Origin of the sequence: Microbulbifer sp. MKSA007 (assembly GCA_032615215.1) — a bacterium.
Taxonomy (GTDB): Bacteria; Pseudomonadota; Gammaproteobacteria; order Pseudomonadales; family Cellvibrionaceae; genus Microbulbifer.
The window spans coordinates 923,453-943,096 of sequence record CP128433.1; the positions used below are offsets into that span (position 1 = coordinate 923,453).

The window sequence follows — 19,644 nt, forward strand, 5'->3', positions numbered from 1 at the left end:
ACACTAACCCTCCAAAATTTTGGGGGGTGATAGAAAAAGGATTAGGGGCTGCTTCTTATAAAATTATTGAACGATCTTTATCCATTCTCCGGGCTTGGGTTCTCCTCGGGGATAATAACCATTTAAGAGGCGTAATTGCTCCTCTGCATATTCGCCGATTTCCATATGTTTTGCCAGGGAGGCAAAAGTAGTTTTTTCATTGGCCTGGACGTAGCGCAAGCGTTTGATGTCCTTCTCTTCTACAATGTCAGTTTGTCGTAGCGGCCTGAAGCTTCTAATGCTGGTCAGGAATAAATTGTCATATTTATCAATAGCTTCTGGATCTGAGTCTTCATCATTTGTGACTTTCCCCTGCAGTACAAATTGTCTGCTACCATAAAAAATTACCGCAATTCTGTCTGGATCTGCATCCTCTTTTTCAAGCGGTGGAATTTTTCCGGTATGGCCTTCAAGTCGATATTGATTGAGTTTCTCCCCTTTTTCCAGTTGTCGTAGATCGAACTCTGAACGCAGAGCCATATCAGCGGGCTGGTTGCCATCACGTTGGGTCACTGTAATGGTAATTTGTGCACTTTTATCAGGTGCAGAGCCGACAATGGCTGAACGTTGATTTTCTACCAACCAGCCATCGGGAAATAGAAGGGAGAAACCCAGCCGCTTGTGATTGTAGCGATTTTTAGTGGACTGCTGTGTGTTTTGTCCATATACAAGGCCATCTGTTTTTTCCCGATAGTATTCTACTTTGGTTTCTTTGTTATCTTCGGGAAGCTGGCCCGCAGCGTTTACAACTTCCTGTAGGCGAAGGTCATTTCTCGGGTGAGATGCAAAAACACCATGGTAAGTTTGCGGTTTCTTGCCCTCAATACGGGCACGGCGCCGGGCAAATGTCTCCTGATCCTTTAATAGCCCAATAACATTGATCATGGCCTGGGGATCATAACCAGCGTTGAACATATACTGGGCGCCGAAGCGATCCGCTTCCAGTTCCATCTCACGGCCGTAGCCCTTCACAGCAGCGGTGCTATATAAATTTGCAACATCTCCGACTACACCACTACCGGTAACCAAAACTGACAATACTGATACAACGCTGGCTCCGGTCGCAGCTGTTTTTTGCCTTACCGCATGGCGGGCGGTGATATGGCCAATCTCGTGAGCTAGTACAGCCGCCATTTCAGCTTCAGAGTGCAGGTAAGTTAGAAGGCCTCGGTTGATGTAGATATACCCACCGGGAAGGGCAAATGCGTTGATATCCTGGCTGTCGATGATCGTAAATTGGTACTTGATATCCGGTCTGTCGCTGGCGGCGGCAACTTTTTGCCCGACATGATTAACATAAGCGGTTAGGACTGGGTCTTTATAGATCGGAGTGCTCTCTATTAGCTTCTCATGCATCTCTTTACCAATGGAGATCTCCTTGTCCTCTGACATTAGAACAAGGTCAGGCTTATTGGTGGCAGGGTTAAATGCACAGCCTGCACTGAGTATTAGGATAGCGCTGGCAAAAACACGCTCGATAAATTTCATTACCCCTGGCCTCCCGTAGCGTCTTAATTTTTATGAACTGGGTGTTACTGCTGGCATCAAGAATTGTTGGAGCTGCAGCGCCATTCCTTTACAGGCATTATTCTGGACCCTGGCGATTAGTGGTATTGGAACCACGATCGCGGGCATATAGGAGGTTCCTTTGGCATCTGCACTAAGTTTCCCAGATAATTCGCGGTCCCTGAAATCCCATACTGCCGCTTCGTAGTCAGATTCCTTATCCCAGGTCCCAAAGCCAAAGCACCCTGCACCGCCGGTACTGATGGTACAGCTGATAGAGCCGGCACTGGCTGTGGTCTCTGTTGAACCATCAATCCAGACGATGTACTTCACTCCATAGGTTTCCATTCGCTCACGCACACTTTCATTTTCCATCAGGTGATCTAGGGAGCGAACATGCATAGGTGCTGTCCTGGGTTCAAACCAGGGGTACATAAGATCGACAAAGTCTTGCTCTGGAATAATGTTTACACCTAACTCAGGGTTGTGTAGTTCTCTACCAACACAGGCAATTAAATCAGGCTCTGTTTCATATTCACTGGAATGACGGCGGCCCAAGATGACGACGGAATCTCCTTCGGCAAGCTCACCATCGGAGCGTCGATACTCATCAATTACGACAGTGGTACAACCGCTAATAAAGATTATCGCTGCAACTAGAAGTGGCTTGAACACGATTTACTCCTCTTATTCAGCCTTTTTGGCTTTCACCTTGATTTCTCTCAGTGATAGCGATCGGCGCTTCCCAGAGAGAAAGGCCTGTAGTTCAGGGACTTTCCCAAACCCGGTATAAAGATTTGCTCCGGCATCGCGCAGGGCGATATTTATCGCCTGAGTTAATGCCTGTTCCTGGGACTGTAAAAATGCGGTAGGGGTTTTTCCGTATGCGGTTATTACCCAGTTGGCAACCTGTCCGCCACTGGGGTCAAATGCGGTCATGTTATATTTAATCCATACCTCAAAAATATTGACCCTTGTCTCTCTGGGCATTGTGAACTGCAGCTCTCGCACTTCTGGAACTATCACCAGTTCGACATTGGCGGGGACTTCTTGTGGATAACTGGATAGAGATACGGTATCGGTAAACATGGAACCCAATACTGTTTCAAACAGATTTTTTTGTGCTCTGCCTGTGCTTATATTCCATTCTTCACGATCTTCACTGTCTTCTTTATAAGTGAAACTTTTAAAGTCCTCACTGAGGTAGAAGCCTACGGTTATTGGCAATTGATCGCCTATTGGGGATGGGTAATTGCCATCCACCTGTACTGTATGACTGCAAGCACCCAGGAAGAAACTTACAAGAATAAGTACCTTTAGGTGTCCAAAGGAAGTCGACCTATACCTCATATGTTCCTCCTTGAATCATTTAACTAGCGAAAGTCATTCAACCCCACGAAAGTGCCGCCATTTCGATAGGTGAGTTCGCGCATAAGGGCCGCAAAGCGCAGTCCTGTGGTTTGTAGGTGTGGAGGGCGAGAGAACTGTACAGGGAATCCTACTGCATGGATTCTGATATTTCGTTTTCCCTCACCGTGCTTAGCATTTACCCGTTCGACAGCTAACATAACCCTGCGGATTGATTTTCCGGTGAATTCATCGCCAAGCACATAAATACTGATTTTCTTACTGGGATCATAAAAGCTGCGGACAGCTTTCTGGATACCTTCAACAGGGCTGGAGTTACTAAAAGGATTCCAGGACTTCAACCGCTTTAGTATCGCTTGGCGGCGCCCAGGGGTATCTGGTATCCACTTGTTTCGATAATTGAAGAACATATAGTCCCCCATATCATTCATGACCTGGATACCTTTAACATTGGGATAAAGGTCTAGAGTATTGACCATCTCCGCCATCATTCGGTCCCAGCCGTAATTAAACATACTGCCGGAGGTGTCGATAATGAAGAGTATGTATTCGCTGTCGACAGGGATTCCGCCAATAACATTGTTTTTACGCTGGTAGTTCTCGCCCAGTAGGCGACGCATTTCATCAGTGATGGATTGTAGTGCAATGGTCAGCTCACCTTTGAGTTTGCCATCCTCACTTTGCCCCTCGGTTTTACTGGCAAATTCCGCTTGGAGCGCTTCCAACTCACCGCGCAGGTTGGCAATTCTCTTGCGCTCGATATCGATTTGTTCTCGCTTTGAATTTAGATCCCGGTTGATAACTGTGGTCTCACCACGGATTTCTGCCAGCTGTTGCTGTAGTTCCAATACCTGCCCTTCGAGGTCTACTTCAGCTTCCTCTAATACAATCGGTTCTGCAGTCTTGGCGATCATCAGCAGCAAAACAATTGCGCCAAATCCGCAGCAGATAACATCCAGGAAGGAAATGCTGAACTCCTCCTGGCGACGCTTTTTCTGTGCTCCTATCATGGCCAGTCCCTCGAAGGTGCAAGGAAAGAGCCTTTGCTTTGCATCGCCAGCTTCCAAAATTCACTAGCCGCAAATGGGTCCCCCTCCATAGGGGCAAGAATGACATTGATGGGGATATTCTTGGGGAGCACTTTGACCGCGCGCTTGAATAGACTGCGCCTGTCTCTACCAGAAATAGTGGGTTTTCTGGGCGCACTCATCCCTTGGGTCGGTAACCCATCGGTAATGAGAATAATGTTGTCGGGCAGTGGCGTCATAGCGTTAATAGCGTTAAATACTCTCTCTAGACTGGTACCATTTTCTGGCACTACTTCATCTAGCCCTTTGATAGCCTGGTCCAACTGGTCGCGGTCATCTACATTGAGCCAGCGATCTTCTGTACCGGCTATTGCGGCACGAAAAGAGGTATTAAAAGTATAGATCTGGTATTGGCTATCCCTGGGAAACTGAGCAGTTAGCCAGGAGACTGTGCTGACGGCCCTGCGCCATTTTTCAGTTTTGCGTTTGACCGGTGAAGACATGTTACGGGCGCGTATTATTTTAATAAGCTCGTCGCCGAGCATGGACGCAGATGAATCCAATAGTATCAGGATGCGATTACCGCCTAGGCGCAGGCCGGTGAGGTATTGACGGTCCCCATCACCGACAAATTTACGAACGTTATTTCCCAGCTTTTTATTTTCTTCCTCAAGGTTCTTTTTCGCCTGCTCCAGTTTTTTGAGTTTATCTTGTAGCCTCTTGATATCCTCTTCTTCATCGATACTGTCGATTTCAGCGATATTGCCTTTGGTTTCCTCTATTTTCTCCAAAATGCGCCTGGCAAGCCCTTGAGCCTCAACCAGTTCATCACTAACGACATCCAGAGTATTTCTGGCTTGAACTAAGTGTTCCTGTCCAAATTCCACCTCCTCTTCCAGAAGGTTCACCTCGGCAGTGAGATCTTCAGTCTCTACTTCAACTTGGTGATCGGAGCCGTGTTTGATAATAAGAAAAATTAACGCTACTGCCCCAAAACCACAGGACATGATATCGAGGAAGGACAGGCTAAATGTGGAAAAACGACGCTTTTTACGCCCCATATCGCTCCACGCTAATCGCAGTTATCACATCTTGATAATCTGCAACTCCAATTGTATCGCCGGCGTTGAGATTAACGGGTGACTCAATCTCTTTTCCATTGAGTGTGAGCTGAATTCCAGCATCCACCCGCAAAGCAAGTCTGCCGGCATGATTTGTGACTGTTGCGGCAGGGTGCTCCGGTGGTGTTGGGGTGACTTGAAATTTCTCGTCATGCCAGAAAACGAATAGAGGTTCCTGGGCGGCCAGTGCCTTGTGGCCAAAAAGTAAATGTGTCGCTACGGTTTCTGAGGATTTCTCTACATGCACCTTGACCTCGTTGGGGGGAGGGCAGTGACAGAGTTGATCAGTTTCAATGTACTGCTATCACTGCGCAATTCTTTCCAGCGATGATTGATGGCATGTGCAATGGAGTCTCTTGAGAGAAGATGTACACGTTGGGCAAGCTGAATTCCCCCTGGAATATCAGCCCAGCGATGGGAGATAAAACTCACACTTTGACTTTCCTCCAGGTTTTCAATCATTGCTCGTATACGGGATAGGAGAGGGGTTGTTGCATCTTGAAGCTGCCGCAGGCTGATCTTTGCTGTTCGATCATCAAGTTCAGCTAGAACTTCTCCGTGACGCATCGCTCGATCAGTCCACTGGGGCATCAAATCATAGAGTTGCTGTTCTGATTCAGCTGAATGGAGAGGGTCAAATCGGCACTGCATAATAAATGCATCGGTAAATACACGAGCCCAGGATTCCTGGAAGTTGTGTAGTCCTGCGTCGGCAACAGTTTCTACCGTTTTCACCGTGGCTTGCTTATCCACAGCAATCTTTGTTACCAGTGTCTGGTGGAGTTGTAGGTCGATATGCAGCTGGATTCCAGCAGGAGCCAAATTACCCAGGCACGCGGTTGCAGCATCAACAATGCCTACGATATTGATATCGCTGACTTTAATAACTCCCAGAAGTAAGGCCAGTTGTTCGTGGGTAAAATTGCCGGGAACAGCGAGAACAATTTCATCGGGAAGGTCACAGTGCTCCGCTATTTCCTGAAGGTGGCAGTAGACCAAGTCGGCATGGTGGCGGCAGCGTTGATTTTCTGACTTTAGCGACTCGAGGCTCAGTCTTCTCCAAAACTGGTTGTTAACCTGAGTCGGATGGCTCCTGGCACGCATTTGAGCTGAGGTACCAATATGAATTTTATTGTGTTCAATAACTGCAATTCCAGGACTTTCCAGTACTTCGTTAGTATTTGAAAATACACGTAATCCGCAGTCATTTATTTCCAGGACGCCTTGTCCCATGGGTTTATTCCTCGCTACGACTTATTCAGGTAAAACCGCTAGCTGATTTTCAGGAAACGCAGTAAGCGGTTGTCACAGTAACTTTGTGTATCCAACACCAGGCGCTCCTGCATGAGTTGTAGCTGGTGAGTGAAAAACATAATGACGATACTAATTACCAGGGCGATAAAGGTAGAGTTAAACGCGACCCCCAGACTTACCGTCACGCCAGCTATATCCCCCTCTACGGCTCTATGCGCCTGTGATAATGCTTCGCCGATACCTCGTACCGTGCCAATAAAGCCGATAGATGGAATAGCCCAGGTAATATAGCGAACCATTGCCAGTTCAGAATCGAGTCTGTCTCCCTCAGTTTCGCAAACCTCTTTTACAGAGTTGGAAACGGCGGCGACATTCTTGGTAGAACCGAATCGCTGCAGGGCGGTGAGTAGTGCCCTGGGAACTAAATATCGTCGTTCCTCTTCAGGAAGGGCTTGTATCGGGCGGGATAAATCACGGGTATCCTCGGGAAGAATAGGAGTTCCCTCGCTGATATTAAGTAGAGCTTTGTCCAGTAATTTTCGCTCGCGAATGCTTCTCTGTGCCTTTAGTCCCATAATGGCCATTGCCCACAACATCAGAACAAAGCAGGCCTCTTGCTCATAGTCGCGCATCACAATGTAGATAGAGCGTTGTTGAACGTAGGTTTCCCCAGCGGCCTCCCTCGCCAGTTGCTCCTCAATTAGCGTATCTGCATTAGGGCGAATAATGGCGACATAAATCGCATGGACCAAAATAATAGACCCCAGAAGAGCAAAGACCTGGAAGACAAAATCTGATGATTTAAATTTCATGGCGATACTCGCTAGAAGCTATTTCTATATATCTACGGGAAAGGAAACTGATAAGTCTTCGGAGATTTCTTCCGAGGCTTTATAGTCATCTGAATTACTTTTATTCCTAGTTATTGGTGCTTCTTTTTTGGGGATTACTGCCGCTGTTTGTTGGTTCTCCTCCGGCTTGTTTTCATCTTCTGCGTACGCGAAGTTGATAAATAGAAGCAGTAAAGTTAGTAATAAAAATTTCACACTAGTCTCCTAATTCACCCAGCGGGCAAGGCGAAAGCCAATATCATTACGAGCGGATTCTCCGTAATCACGGTAGGAGAGGCGTAACTCAGTCAACCCCGAATGACGCCAACTGGAACCGCGGATTACATGGAAGTCCCCATCCTCTGGACCGACAGGGTTTTCTTCGATACGTCGGGATAACCCGGTCCCTATCGTGTATAGATCGTGAATCCATTCAGAGACATTTCCACCTAAGTCATAAATACCAAAAGCATTAGGACTGTAGCTACCTACCGGTGAGGTAGCTGCGTAACGATCACTGTAGGTGCGAAGGACTGCAGGAACTAGTTTTGTGGCAGTAGTATCTGCGTAGTTTCCGGAATTGCTCTTTATTGGTAGCTCATTTCCCCAAGGGAATTTTTTCATGGTGCCCTGATCGTATCGTGCGACCCAGGCCCATTCGGCTTCAGTCGGTAAACGATAACCGTTGGCTGCGCCATCAAAGCCGACAACACGCCCGGCTTCCGTCAAATAGACCGGTGTGAGACCGTCTTTTTCACTGAGCCAGTTGCAAAATAGTACTGCCTCTACCCAACTGACATTTACAACTGGCAGATTGTCATTGTCGAGACTGACACCATTGACATGGCTTGAGGTATGCAGGCGCTTGAAACGCCGATATTCCCGGTTGGTAACTTCAGTGGTGCCAATATAGAAAGGCCGATTTAGAGATACCTGACGCATAACCTCGTTTGCCCGCCGCCCCTGTTCTCGCCGGGATGATCCCATGGTAAATACGGCGTTGGGGCGCATGAGTTTCATGGTGCCGCCAGCTGCGTGACGCAAAGTTGAGGGGTTTCTCTCCAGCGCGCTTGTTCGGATGTAAGCAGTACCGCCCTGACAGTTTGCTCCAGTTTGGTGCTGGGAATGACACGAGTGTCAAATTCCTGGTAGCCCTGTTTGCGTACGACAATGTTATGGCTGCGAGCTGGTAGGTTAAAAGTTTGTCCACTGTTCCCGGCGTATTGACCATCAATGTAAACTTCCGCATCTGGAGGGACGCTACTGACGTGAACCCTGCCGTACACAGCATTTAGGTTTATATTCAGGTCCCGCTGTGTTCCAGCACCGAGGTCAACTGTGTGCTCAATAGAGGCGTAGCCATCCTTGAAGAAGCGAAGTCTATGTCTGTGGCCGGAGGCCAATTCCAGTTCCAGTGGGGTATGACCGCGAAACTCTCCGTTGACTGTCACTCCCGCTCCCTCTGGGGTGGTAACAACGCGTAAAAGTCCATCAGCGGGTCCCAGGCTGACGGTTGCAAGCGTTTGATCGACACCGGCTGTAACAGCGACAGGAATATCGACAGTTTTATGTTCCGGCAGTGAAATGGATACGGTTCTGTCGCCCTGAACTAATTCAGTGGTCAGTGGTGTTCTGCCGAGAACTTTTCCTTCAACCGTGACCGTGGCCCCGGGAGGGTTGCTGCTGACGGTGATATTGGCCCAGGCCGGTCGAAGCGCGGTCTCCAGTGTGTGGGTATTGTCTAGCCCCTCAACATTGATTTCACGGGTGAACGGCAAGTACCGGTCTGATAGGACAGTCACACGCATAGGACCTGCGTTGATTGCCTCCACAAGACCATTTTTATTGGGTACTTCCCGTCCATTAATAAGGATTTTTACTGGTACAGGGGGCGTTGTTTTAACCTGTAGGTGGCCTGGAAGTTTTTCCAGGGAAACGGAGTGGCGACTGTGCCCGTCACGTTTTACTTCGACTTCGCCACTCTGGGGCAAATAGCCGTCAGCACTGATCGTGAATTGATAATTACCAGGTAAAACCAAATGTCCATCGCCCAGAGGGATGGCGAACCCACTGACTTTGATGCGGGCATCAACCGGGTTGGTATCAAAGATTAATGACCGCGCCATAATCAGATAGCTGAGTGCAAAAGTAGCGAGTAAAAGGCAACCTGCGACAATCAATGCTCGCTTAGAAAGAAAGAGTCGCGCGCGGGTAGATTTTATTTGTACAGGGGTGAATCCAACTGGCTCAATCAGGCTTTGTTCCTGAACTGGCGGCTTCTCATCCTGGACAGGTACTGCTTCCTTCACTGTCATTTATGTTTCCCTATTGCTGGTACTTATAGATTTTTCGCAATGGCATTGGTTTGGCACGCATAGCTTTATGCTCAGTCAGCCTGACCAAAGGTGGGTACACAATTTTCTATCTGCAGAAAGCTTAGCTTGCTGGCGTAATCTGCATGGGGATTTATAGGGTGTTTGTCACAGAACACCTCGTTTCGCTCAGCTCAACGAGGTGTCTGTTGTCATCGCAGCTCATTACGGAAAATCTTATTTTTAGAGTTTATGCTGCTGTCTGGGTTCTCTCATTTAACTATTATTGGCACCGTTTATTCTTTCGGCACATTGGATAACAACTTCCGTTGTGGGCTTACCTGGTTTTACAACAAACTCTTGGCGAACGTCTCGGTAACCTTCTCTGGTACCAATGGCGATATAGCGCCCAGGTTTCAGCGCGATTTCCCGTTGGTCAAAATTACCTAATTTCCCTACATGGTAAATGGTGACACTGGTGGTTCGATCTGACTTGAATTTAACCGGTAAGGGGATCAGGGCTTGTGTTAGGGCATTTTCAAGGTCTTCAATTTGTCTTTGCAGCCTTGGGGTTTTAGTATTGAGTTTGCGAGCGTCTGTTAGTACTTGTCGGGCAAAATAGTTCCTTTTACCTTCGCCAAGGGTTAATGGATCTTGAATTAAGTCTTTTAACTGGTCATCCAGTTTTGCTCTGGCAGCAGCTCTAGCCTTGCCTGTTATTGCGTCCACCAGGCTAGAGTCCTTCTTGACCAGATCTGTATAACTTTTTAGGGCTCTGTGCCATTCTTCCTTGGTTTCTTCCATGCGGGCTTGTTGGAGGAGTTTTTCTATCTGCACTCTGTCAGCTTCATTTTGTGCTTGTGCTAAGCCGATATCGGGGGCTTTTGCTGTTGGCTTTAAGTTCTTTGCTCGATGAAAATAGGATTTTGCCGATTCAAATTTTTCTTCGGCAATTGCACCGTAGCCAGATGACATCGCGCTTTGATAATCCCTTTCTGTAATTGCACCCTCAACCTTTGCTAATAGATCCTGAGCATCGGCTGTTTCTGAGTCGATCGCGAGAGATTTCTTGAGCTGTTCCTGGGCCAAATCCAATTTGGCCTGTTTAAATGCCTTTGTTCCTTGAGTTAAGTGCCACCAAGCGAGGGGGAGTTTGTCGGCTCGCTCAATACCCTTAAGGCCTCTGGGATGGTTATTGGATATGGTTAATACCATCTTGAAAGCATCGCTGGCGGAATCCTTATCTCCCTGACTCAGAGCTCGATTACCTTCACTAATATGCGTTTCAATACGCTCGGGAATACTATCTTTCAGGTACTCTAATGCCTGGAGTGATTCCCGGTATTTTTCGAGCGCTGCCATAAAATTTCGTTTGCGATAAATTTCATCAGCTTTTAGAGCCAAGTCTTCAGCAGAATAGAATTCTTCAAAAGCCCATACTTCTACCTTTCGATCTTTGAGCTCTTCTTTGATTTCAAGAATTTCCTGGAGAACCTTTTGAACCTCCCTGCGCTGCTGCATTATTTCTGCATCGCTATAAGGAGATTTTTGGTTGCTCTCCACAGGTGCGCTGTTTCCAGGCTGTACGGAGACAATTGTATCGGCTGAACGCTTTGGTGGTTTTACAACTTGAGGAAGCCCCCAAAATACACCGACCAGTGCGCTTACCATTATCACCCCAAGAACGGCGGGCCAGTAGGACCTTTGCTCCCGTTGATGAATAGCGTTGGCAGTCGTTGACTTAGGGGATTTAGAGCTTTCCTCTCCGCCGAATGTGAATTCTGCGGGCTCTATATGAACTGTATCTTCCTTGGAGTTATCGCGGTGCTGCATAGTGATTCCGCCGTGTTATTCAGTGACCCAGTGAAGATGTTGGGTATTCAGTAATAACTAATCACAATGATTAGCGTGCTTTTGGGTACCTCTAACGTGATTTAAATGCTGTTACTGACTGCGCCAGTTTCGGCTTCATAGATTTCCTTTAGAATTTCCCGCCATTGCCGATACTGATTTTCTACAGTACCTGTGAGGGTAATAGTGCGATCTTCCAGCTCAACAATTTGCGGTTCTACCTCTGCCTCGATGGAGTCTCCTAATTCCTGCAGAGCTTCCAAATGCATCTTGGCATCGGATTTTCGGTCAAATGCACTTTTAACAAGATAGCCCCCGGCACCGATTCCAACCTGCCCAGCTGCCTGGGCGCTTCCAGTACCAGCGCCAGCAGCTGCGATACCTCCAATAATGGCTGCTGCTCCCATAATTGTGTGATTGCGGGCTTTGCGCTTTAACTCTCGCATCTCCCTTACTTCTTCATAGCTGCGGGCTCGCCACTCCTGATAGGGAACTTCCATACTTTTGGCGAAGGTGCCGTAGTACTCCTGCAGAGTGTCGACAAACAGATAATCCCTTTCCCGTATTTTTCTTACCCTCTGCAACATGGGGTCATTCTCTGCGGGTAAAGCACTTAAAAAATAGACACCCTCAGCACTTTGAGTTAAATAGCGATTGAATGCCTGGGGAGAAAAATCCCGTGCAAACCGCATCTCAGAAATTGTGCGCAGCTCTACGATTTGCTGATTTGAAAGCTTTTGTCGGTAATTCAGCATATCGTTAGCAATACGGTTATAGATTCCCTGAAAAGCATCTCCTTCAGTAGGGTGCTTTCGGTCGTAGGCATAGTGGGATGCGTTCTCTGAATACTGCTTGGTAAACCACAACTGCCCCCGGGAATCGGATACGGTGATTTCCACCGTGAGCTTTTCTCCATCAGATTGCAAAATACGCCCGGATACGGTCACATCAATATTGGTGCGGCTCGATGGAATAACCCTTACAGCTCCCCACCCCAGGCTGGACTGCAATGAATCGGCAAGGGTGACAGCCATATAGCGGGATTCAGCTTGACGAAGCTCGGGAAAAACAAGCTCATCTTCATCTGCTTGTGCTGTATCGAGACCTGGATTGAATTGAATAACGCCGACATCCAGCAGTCTCTCTTCGGGAACATTGTTATCTTCGATTGTTAGCGGAGTAAATGCGGTAGTTCTGACTTCGGTAGTGGTACAACCATTGATAACAACAAGAGTTAGTAAAAATGCTGCGACTCTTGTTATGAACTGATACTTAACCGGTCGGGTTTTTTGGTTGGTCGACATATCGGCGTTCTCCAAGACTACTGCGTTGCACTTTTATACTTGCGATACTCTTCCCAAAGCTTTTCGCGCAATTCGGGGTCAGTCTCGCGTGTGGCAGCTTCACGAATCTGTCGAGCTACGACGTCATCATCTGTACCACTGGGTATATCGGCAGGCACAACTGCCTGTGAACCACCGTGATTAAAATCACCTTTACGTCCAGAGGCGGGCAGTCCGGGACCGGTTATTTGTCCACTGGAGTTATTATTTTTGGGGCCGTTACCTGATGTTGGGCCTGCATTGGGGGGAGGTGGAATTTCGGCTTCTGCAGATTGAATTAAGTCTTCTAGGGATTCCCCTGCTGGTGGTGCCTCATCCATCGCCTCTTCTTTATTTTCATCGGAGGCTGACCCCGGTCTGTTTCTTACAAAGTCACGCTCCCGCAAAATCATGCCGTCATAGCTGACCATAGTGGATTCAAACTGGCCCTCAAGTTCTGCAACGCGATCTGCCGATGAAGTGGGAGCTTCATTGGGGGCACTGCCGGAACGTGGCGAACCACCGCCGGGTTGCCCAGAAGCTGAACTGCTGGCAGGCGCGCCGCTGGCCGCTGAGTTACTACTGGATGAGCTGCTGCTAGAAGCTGAGCTACTAGATGATGCGCTGGAAGACGAAGATGATTGCTCCTCCTCAGAAAAATCAATTTCTTCGGGAGGCGTTCCATCTTCACCAGACGAAGGATCAGTAGGTTTCTCTCCATTTTGGCTGGTTTGTTCGGGATCCGTATAAATTGGTGACGATGGATCATTTGAACCGTTTGGGTCCGGCATTTGATCCCCAGGTGAACTTTGATCCCTCGACTCTGATCCGCGACTTCCACTACTGGAGGACTGGCTCTGTTCTGATCTCGCTGTAGGCATATTCGCACTGGGCTGGCTGGAAGAGCTGCTACTAGGCTGCCCACTGCTCGAAGCCGTTGATTGGCCAGATCTTTGCGAACTACTGCTGCTACTAGATTGCGATTGCGATTGTGATTGCGATGCAGAACTGGAAGATGAACTGGAGGATGGTAGAGATGGCATTGCTGGTGGCTGTGACTGAGTTTGTTGGCTCTTGCACCCACCGGTTAAGATCGCCGCCAAAGCAATTGGTACCAGTACATTTGACAAACAGCTGTGGCGGTGAATTTTTTCTACCGCTGCTCGAGGTGTCATCTCTTTCTCTCCTAGACTGTTTGCCGGTGTGACCGCGTGAGACACATGAAGTGTTTTTCCGGTACTAGCAAATGCTCAATGTGGAACTTTAAAAATAGTTGTTATTTGATTATTTGCGTAGATTCCACATCGAGCTGGTGTCAGTGGTGATAGGTTTCTCAGTCGAATATAAAGCGTTGCACAATTCCGCGGGTTTCCACCGCCTCTCCATCTTCAAACCTTGGTCTGAATTTAGCGCGTTTTAGAATGTTTCTAACTTTTGAGCGGATCTTCACTTTATCTGAAGGGTAAGCCCTGAGTATTTTTATATTCCTCGCCTTGCCAAAAGCCGTGACATCATAGGAGACCGTAATCCGGGAATTGGCTAGGGCTTTGCTGTCCGACTCCAAAACGGGGAGTGCGGGTAAAGCCACAGGTCGTCCAAATATGTCCTCAATTTCATCGTTAGAGGCACCGTTATCCCAAAGTGCCTTGTAGGCCTTGCCGTAGGTTTGGCGTGCGGAGTGCCACTTGTTAAACATCATGTACCAGTCGCCGAGTTCAACTTTGGCTTTGGCTGAGGCTGCCGGGGGGACTTGGGGTTTCTTTGGTAGACATCAACGATACGGGTAATGGCTTTTTTCCCGGTGTTAAAACTCTTCATCCGGTAGTGATCTAATTTGGTTCGCTGATGTGAGTCGGGGCCACTACCACCAAAGCTGGCGTTAACAAAAACTGGAGAGTTGGGTTCACCCTTATAGGTGGCCAGATAATAGTTAGTTGCTTTTAATCCGCGCAGGGCATCAATAAGGCGAAGGTCGGTGGAGCCAAAGTTTTTTGTAATAATATCTACCGCCAAACTGTAAAGATTGGTTGCACTAATTAGATGCTCAAATAGCGTGTCCCCTTTTTCCTCCACATAAGCCTGTAAATGCCAACGACTCAAGTTGTTGATTACTGGCAGCATACGGGGGTCTTTTTCGCCGTAATTTTTCTGGTAGAGCCAGTAGAGGTACTGCTGGTTGTCGTTAGCTTCTTCCCACTGATTGAGCGCTATTTGACTCTCGATCAAGCGCTTGATCATAGGGATTTGGCTTAGTGAATAGAGCCCCTCATTGACTCTGCTAATCAGCATTGCACGACGAAATTCAGTGACAGCCTGCTCATGATCGCCAGCTTTCTGTAATGCGGTGGCCAGCCCCAAAAGCTGTTCATCAATACCGGCGCCATAAGCACCATATTGGGCTTCGAGCTCCTCTATACGTTCACGGTAATTTTCTACAGCCTCGGAGGGCCTTAGCTGTCGAGGTGTTTTCTTGAGTGGTTTCGAGGCGGCTTCAATAAAGGCTTTTGGAGGTGCATTAGTTTGGACTGCCACAGGTGCGCCATCGTCGGCCAGGGCGCCATTACACAGCAGTGCTGTGGCTGTAAACATCAAGCCGATAGCAAAGGAATTGCTGGTATCTATCTGTGTCACGATTGAACCACTTCCGTTTCATATTTGGCTTCACCGAATACCAAACAGCTGAGGTTGGAACCTGCACCTGTCAGTTTTCGGGTCTTATTTCCGCTCGCCCACTGCAACAGCGAATACGGCGGAAGTTCTCTCCTGAATGTGGTTCTCTCGACCCTGAGCGCATTGAGGGGGTATCCTCAAGCTCACAGTGACGGCGCGACTGGATGCTTATAAATGCCTGCCTGGCCGCGTATTAGTCAGTATAGCTAGCACTATGTGCCAAGAAGGAAGCTGCGGCGGGTACTTCAGCCACTTAATGCCCATTGCGCCAGCATGCCTGTGACCACCCTTTTGGTTTAGCAGTTGGGAGTGCAAATTAGGGGTGAGGGACTGTAAGTAGATGCCAAAAATTTGTTGATTACGTCCGATATCGCGACTTGGCAGCGAAGTGTAGCGAGTGGCTTGGTTGGCGCTGGTGCCACATCAGGATGGCGGAAGCTAAATAGGTGGATCATCGTCCTAACAAGTATGCTGAATTTGGGGTTAGATTACTGCTGTTGCTGTATCAGAGGTTGATCTATTTGGATTGCAGCGTAACAAGCGCCATAATCAGCTGATTCGAATTCAGAGGAGAGCTCAGTGAGTATCTATATCGATCCAGAGATCGCGGTAAGCCTTCGGGGCTATGAAGCACCCGAGAAGCTGGGCTTTGGAACCGCCATGGCCCCAGTAATGTTTCGCGCCATTTGGCAGGATGGTTGCTGGAGTAGTGGAGAGTTGATCCCCTATGCGCCTCTGACCGTCGACCCTGCTGCTAAGGTACTTCACTACGCGCAGTCATGCTTTGAAGGAATGAAGGCCTATCGAACTTCCGAGGGGGAGCTGCACTGTTCCGGCCCGAAATGAATGCTGCACGAATGGCATATTCAGCGAAGCGCTTATGTATGCCTCCGGTTCCTGAGTCCCTGTTCCTGGATGGCGTTCGTGTTGTGACTGCTTACTGCGCTGGCCTGCTCCCGAGCAACAGCGGTGAGTCCCTGTACCTGCGTCCTTTCCTAATGGGAACCCAGCCGGACCTAACGGTTTCAGCCAGTAATGCCTATGAATTTTATGTAATAGCTAGTCCCTCGGAAGCCTACCATTCCGGCAATATGCGTTTGTGGGTTGAGAGAGAAGATGCTCGAGCTGCAGTAGGGGGAACTGGGGATGCTAAAGTTGGCGGAAATTATGCCAGTTCTCTACTTAGTATCGGCCGCCTTAAAGAGCGAGGTTATGATCAGTCGCTTTGGTTGAGCCCCTCTAATCGGCAGAGTATCGATGAGCTGTCAGGGATGAATTTTTTTGCGGTCATTGATGGCGCTATATATACCCCAGCGTTGAACGGCTCAATTCTCGAAGGCATCACCCGATATTCTCTGATCCAGCTTGCGGAGGGATTGGGGTACAAGGTTGTTGAGCGGGCGATCCCCATTGATGAACTGTTAGAACAGGTAGCTTCTGGAGACTGTAGCGAAGCTTTTGCTTGTGGTACTGCTGCAATAATCAGTCCTATCAGCGTAATCGGTGATGGCGATAAGGAGTACGAACTAGCCGATGCCCCAGGTCCTGTTGCAGAGCGTTTGCGACAAGCACTGCTGGATATTCAGGAGGGGCGTTCTGAGGATGCTTACGGGTGGATGCACTCTGTTGAGCCTGTAGTTTAAGTACTAAATCTTCGTACCCGGGCAGTTTCCAAGGCTGCCTGGGTCTAGTAACCAGCTTTTCCCCACCGTAAATCCTGCTTTATCCTTCGCGGGTTTTTTTGTAGCAGTGTTTTCTATTTACTTGTTTCCAAGCGAAACGCTCGCGTAAATATTCCCGCCAATTTAATTGAGTTTGTTGACTTGTGCGACCTTAACACCTAAAAGTGAAGGGGTTAAATAAGAAATAAATTGGAGCTTGAGAGTGGCCTGATTGCGGTACACCTCATTTTGACAAGCAGTTCCAAGATCAATTTGAGCTAATAGGTCTCGCTTATAGTTCCTTGCACAGTCGAGGATAACGAGATGTTGACCCATATGCTTGGCCTTATGCTGCAACCACGTAGACAGTGGCAGCTTATTGGCAGTCTCTCTGAACGTAATCTGCGTAGACAGGTTCCTTATGTCATCGTTCTGGCATTACTTCCTGCAGCTGCTTGGTATTTTGGCACGACACAAGTTGGCTGGACGATTGGCACTGGTGCCCCGGTGAGAATTACGGGACAAAGTGCTTTGGAATTGGTCGCCGTATTTTATTGCACAATGGTTTTGGCTGTTACTGCTATTGGTTATTTTATCCATTGGATGGCCAAGACTTACGGAGCTGAAACTCACCCCCTTAAAGGCGTTGTTGTAGCGGGTTTCACTGCCACGCCTATTTTTATTGTGGGTATTGCAGGGATTTACCCTGTGTTGTGGCTGGACATACTGCTCGCAACTCTGGCGGTTGCTTACGCCGTCTATCTGCTTTATTTGGGAATTCCTATTGTGATGGGTGTTTCTGAAGAGCGTGGCTTCCTTTTTGCCAGTGCAATTATTACGGTGTCACTCGTCATGGCAGTCATTGTTATGGTTGCTACAGTTCTATTCTGGAGCTATGTATCCGCACCGGTCTTTTACTCCTCTTGAGTAGTTTGGGCTCCTAGCTATCACTAGATGAAATGTCGTTTCAGGCATTTTCGCCAGGCGATTTAGGGCTGTTGTTGTGGTGGGGATACAAGCTATCGACGTCGTACCCGGTGAAGGGGCTCATATTCACGGGTACGGCGAAGTCTCTTCTATCCTGGCTGTAACGACAATGCGTAAAGTAAATGACCGCCTTTCGGGGTTTCTTGAAGAATTCAACAGCTCTATGAAAGAGCTCTACTCAAAGGGCTTTGAGTTCAACCCCATCAATGTTCGGGAATCGACCACAAAGTTTATAGATAAGTATGTCACTGATATTCCAGATGTTGCCTCGGTACGAGATGGCATTATCTATGCCTCTGCATATGACGTACCTGTAAGAGTCTTTGTCCCCTATCCCGATGAAGTTCTACCTGTTCTTGTCTATTTTCATGGCGGTGGCCATGTAGCTGGAAACGTTTATTCATTTGACCCGATTTGCAGAAAGATTGCCCGGGAGACTCGACATATTGTTGTTGCGCCTGAGTACCGGTTGGCCCCTGAGAACCGCTATCCGAGCGCAGTAACAGATTGCTATGCTGCAGTTATTGGGGTTTGGGCGGCACTGGATAGATTGGGCCTATATTATCAACCGAGTTTGTCTGTCGCTGGGGACTCTGCAGGTGGCGCTCTGGCCGCCACAATGTCTCACCTGGCTCAATTTGACTACAGCGTTAAGATTAAAAAGCAGGTTTTAATTTATCCGGTTCTCGATTACACCATGCATTTACGGTCCCATGAAGAGAATGCGGTAGGCTATTTTTTAGAGGCACGAAAATCAATTTGGTACTTGGGGCAATATTTTGCTGAGGGGCAGTGTAGAAAAAAGCATCCCCTCTTTTTATGGATTTTACGGCAGCTCTTCCTGAAACCTTAGTTTTTACCGTGGAGTTTTGCCCGCACCGGGATACTGGGGATATTTACTACCGGAAAGTGGAAGAGGTGGGTGTTAGGTCTGAAAATGTTCATTTTTCCGATATGATTCATCCATTTTTGATTCTTGAAGATTTAGTGAAAGGGGAGTGCGCAAAAGTTTATGCCGGCATGAATAGTTTCCTGAATGACTAAACTTACGGCGTTCCTTTTGTAATTGAGTACTGGTAAGATAATTTATACCCGTTATCAAACTCTAGTATTTCTTCTGAATTTATTGATCTTTCGATCACTATCTCCGCTATTGATTTAATAACTTGTTTAGGTTCTGCGTCCATGCAATGTATGCTCATGGAGTTAATGGCTATGTCAGCGCTAATTACTCGGTGTTCAACAACCTGAATGAGCAGCTGCTTATCACTTTGGTAGAGCTTGAAACCAGGCCCCTCCGTCATCCATTTTTTGTACTTTGTAGCGCCCCACGGGCCTTTGCACTTTATTGCTTGATATTGAGTTGATGATATTTTGATATAGATAGGCTCGCTTCCTTTGATATCTGTACTTTTATCGATAGGTTGTTCTGTGTAGAGGTTTGATCCATTAGGAGCAGAGATCTGTATCGCTATCATTTCGGCAGCAGCGTCAAGTGAGCAGAATACGTAAATAAGAAAACACAAAAACTGACATTTTTTAATTGAAGTGCTGGCCATCTTGATTTCAATAAGTGGTTTTTGTTTTTGAGAGTATGGCGCTTAAATGAATTTCTAGGGTTGTCTTCTGTACTAATAATAGCGCCTTGATAACGAGGTGTTGGTTGGATAGTATCAAAGTGTGTATTTAGTCCTG

20 protein-coding genes and 1 pseudogene are annotated in these 19,644 nt (G+C 47.7%); 4 read left to right on the forward strand and 17 right to left on the reverse strand.

Going from position 1 to position 19,644, the window contains the following annotated elements:
- Nucleotides 1-63 precede the first annotated feature (63 nt).
- The 16 genes from QT397_06880 to QT397_06955 form a co-directional block, all read right to left on the reverse strand.
- Nucleotides 64-1,527, reverse strand: a complete 1,464-nt coding sequence (locus QT397_06880; protein WNZ57066.1) for a M48 family metalloprotease — start codon at nucleotides 1,525-1,527, stop codon at nucleotides 64-66.
- A 30-nt stretch (nucleotides 1,528-1,557) separates the two neighbouring features.
- Nucleotides 1,558-2,220: a hypothetical protein gene (locus QT397_06885; GenBank protein ID WNZ57067.1), complete on the reverse strand. Its 663-nt coding sequence runs from the start codon at nucleotides 2,218-2,220 to the stop codon at nucleotides 1,558-1,560.
- A 12-nt stretch (nucleotides 2,221-2,232) separates the two neighbouring features.
- Nucleotides 2,233-2,895 carry a hypothetical protein gene (locus QT397_06890; protein WNZ57068.1) on the reverse strand — a complete coding sequence of 221 codons (663 nt, stop codon included), beginning with the start codon at nucleotides 2,893-2,895 and terminating at the stop codon, nucleotides 2,233-2,235.
- A 23-nt stretch (nucleotides 2,896-2,918) separates the two neighbouring features.
- Complete coding sequence (locus QT397_06895; GenBank protein ID WNZ57069.1) at nucleotides 2,919-3,923, reverse strand: VWA domain-containing protein; 1,005 nt, start codon at nucleotides 3,921-3,923, stop codon at nucleotides 2,919-2,921.
- Complete coding sequence (locus QT397_06900; protein WNZ57070.1) at nucleotides 3,920-5,002, reverse strand: VWA domain-containing protein; 1,083 nt, start codon at nucleotides 5,000-5,002, stop codon at nucleotides 3,920-3,922. Before QT397_06900 ends, QT397_06895 begins: the two co-directional genes overlap by 4 nt.
- On the reverse strand, nucleotides 4,992-5,309 hold the full coding sequence (locus tag QT397_06905) for a hypothetical protein (protein ID WNZ57071.1): 318 nt from the start codon (nucleotides 5,307-5,309) through the stop codon (nucleotides 4,992-4,994). Before QT397_06905 ends, QT397_06900 begins: the two co-directional genes overlap by 11 nt.
- On the reverse strand, nucleotides 5,300-6,295 hold the full coding sequence (locus QT397_06910) for a hypothetical protein (GenBank protein ID WNZ57072.1): 996 nt from the start codon (nucleotides 6,293-6,295) through the stop codon (nucleotides 5,300-5,302). Before QT397_06910 ends, QT397_06905 begins: the two co-directional genes overlap by 10 nt.
- Nucleotides 6,296-6,333: 38 nt before the next feature.
- Complete coding sequence (locus tag QT397_06915) at nucleotides 6,334-7,128, reverse strand: MotA/TolQ/ExbB proton channel family protein (protein ID WNZ57073.1); 795 nt, start codon at nucleotides 7,126-7,128, stop codon at nucleotides 6,334-6,336.
- 24 nt (nucleotides 7,129-7,152) lie between these two features.
- Nucleotides 7,153-7,362 (reverse strand): hypothetical protein, encoded by a 210-nt coding sequence (locus tag QT397_06920; GenBank protein WNZ57074.1) that lies wholly within the window; start codon nucleotides 7,360-7,362, stop codon nucleotides 7,153-7,155.
- 9 nt (nucleotides 7,363-7,371) lie between these two features.
- The gene (locus QT397_06925; GenBank protein WNZ57075.1) at nucleotides 7,372-8,166 is read right to left on the reverse strand and encodes an SUMF1/EgtB/PvdO family nonheme iron enzyme; all 795 of its coding nucleotides are present in this window, start codon (nucleotides 8,164-8,166) and stop codon (nucleotides 7,372-7,374) included.
- Complete coding sequence (locus QT397_06930) at nucleotides 8,163-9,461, reverse strand: PEGA domain-containing protein (GenBank protein ID WNZ57076.1); 1,299 nt, start codon at nucleotides 9,459-9,461, stop codon at nucleotides 8,163-8,165. Before QT397_06930 ends, QT397_06925 begins: the two co-directional genes overlap by 4 nt.
- Nucleotides 9,462-9,734: 273 nt before the next feature.
- Nucleotides 9,735-11,291 (reverse strand): hypothetical protein, encoded by a 1,557-nt coding sequence (locus QT397_06935; GenBank protein WNZ57077.1) that lies wholly within the window; start codon nucleotides 11,289-11,291, stop codon nucleotides 9,735-9,737.
- 101 nt (nucleotides 11,292-11,392) lie between these two features.
- Nucleotides 11,393-12,613, reverse strand: a complete 1,221-nt coding sequence (locus QT397_06940) for a hypothetical protein (GenBank protein WNZ57078.1) — start codon at nucleotides 12,611-12,613, stop codon at nucleotides 11,393-11,395.
- A 17-nt stretch (nucleotides 12,614-12,630) separates the two neighbouring features.
- Nucleotides 12,631-13,422 carry a hypothetical protein gene (locus QT397_06945; GenBank protein ID WNZ57079.1) on the reverse strand — a complete coding sequence of 264 codons (792 nt, stop codon included), beginning with the start codon at nucleotides 13,420-13,422 and terminating at the stop codon, nucleotides 12,631-12,633.
- A gap of 542 nt (nucleotides 13,423-13,964) precedes the next feature.
- A complete protein-coding gene (locus QT397_06950) occupies nucleotides 13,965-14,330 on the reverse strand; it encodes a hypothetical protein (GenBank protein WNZ57080.1) in 366 nt (121 codons plus the stop codon).
- Complete coding sequence (locus QT397_06955; GenBank protein WNZ57081.1) at nucleotides 14,327-15,262, reverse strand: tetratricopeptide repeat protein; 936 nt, start codon at nucleotides 15,260-15,262, stop codon at nucleotides 14,327-14,329. Before QT397_06955 ends, QT397_06950 begins: the two co-directional genes overlap by 4 nt.
- Nucleotides 15,263-15,880: 618 nt before the next feature.
- On the opposite strand from QT397_06955, the gene QT397_06960 reads away from it, so the two are divergent.
- From QT397_06960 to QT397_06975, 4 genes and pseudogenes are all read left to right on the forward strand, one after another.
- Complete coding sequence (locus QT397_06960) at nucleotides 15,881-16,147, forward strand: hypothetical protein (GenBank protein ID WNZ57082.1); 267 nt, start codon at nucleotides 15,881-15,883, stop codon at nucleotides 16,145-16,147.
- Complete coding sequence (ilvE, locus tag QT397_06965) at nucleotides 16,144-16,944, forward strand: branched-chain-amino-acid transaminase (GenBank protein ID WNZ57083.1); 801 nt, start codon at nucleotides 16,144-16,146, stop codon at nucleotides 16,942-16,944. Before QT397_06960 ends, ilvE begins: the two co-directional genes overlap by 4 nt.
- A gap of 342 nt (nucleotides 16,945-17,286) precedes the next feature.
- Complete coding sequence (locus tag QT397_06970; protein WNZ57084.1) at nucleotides 17,287-17,889, forward strand: Yip1 family protein; 603 nt, start codon at nucleotides 17,287-17,289, stop codon at nucleotides 17,887-17,889.
- A gap of 223 nt (nucleotides 17,890-18,112) precedes the next feature.
- A pseudogene (locus tag QT397_06975) lies at nucleotides 18,113-18,993 on the forward strand (alpha/beta hydrolase).
- Between the two features lie 2 nt (nucleotides 18,994-18,995).
- Here QT397_06975 and QT397_06980 read toward each other — a convergent pair.
- Entirely contained in the window at nucleotides 18,996-19,508 is a 513-nt protein-coding gene (locus tag QT397_06980) for a hypothetical protein (GenBank protein WNZ57085.1), read from the reverse strand.
- Nucleotides 19,509-19,644 lie beyond the last annotated feature (136 nt).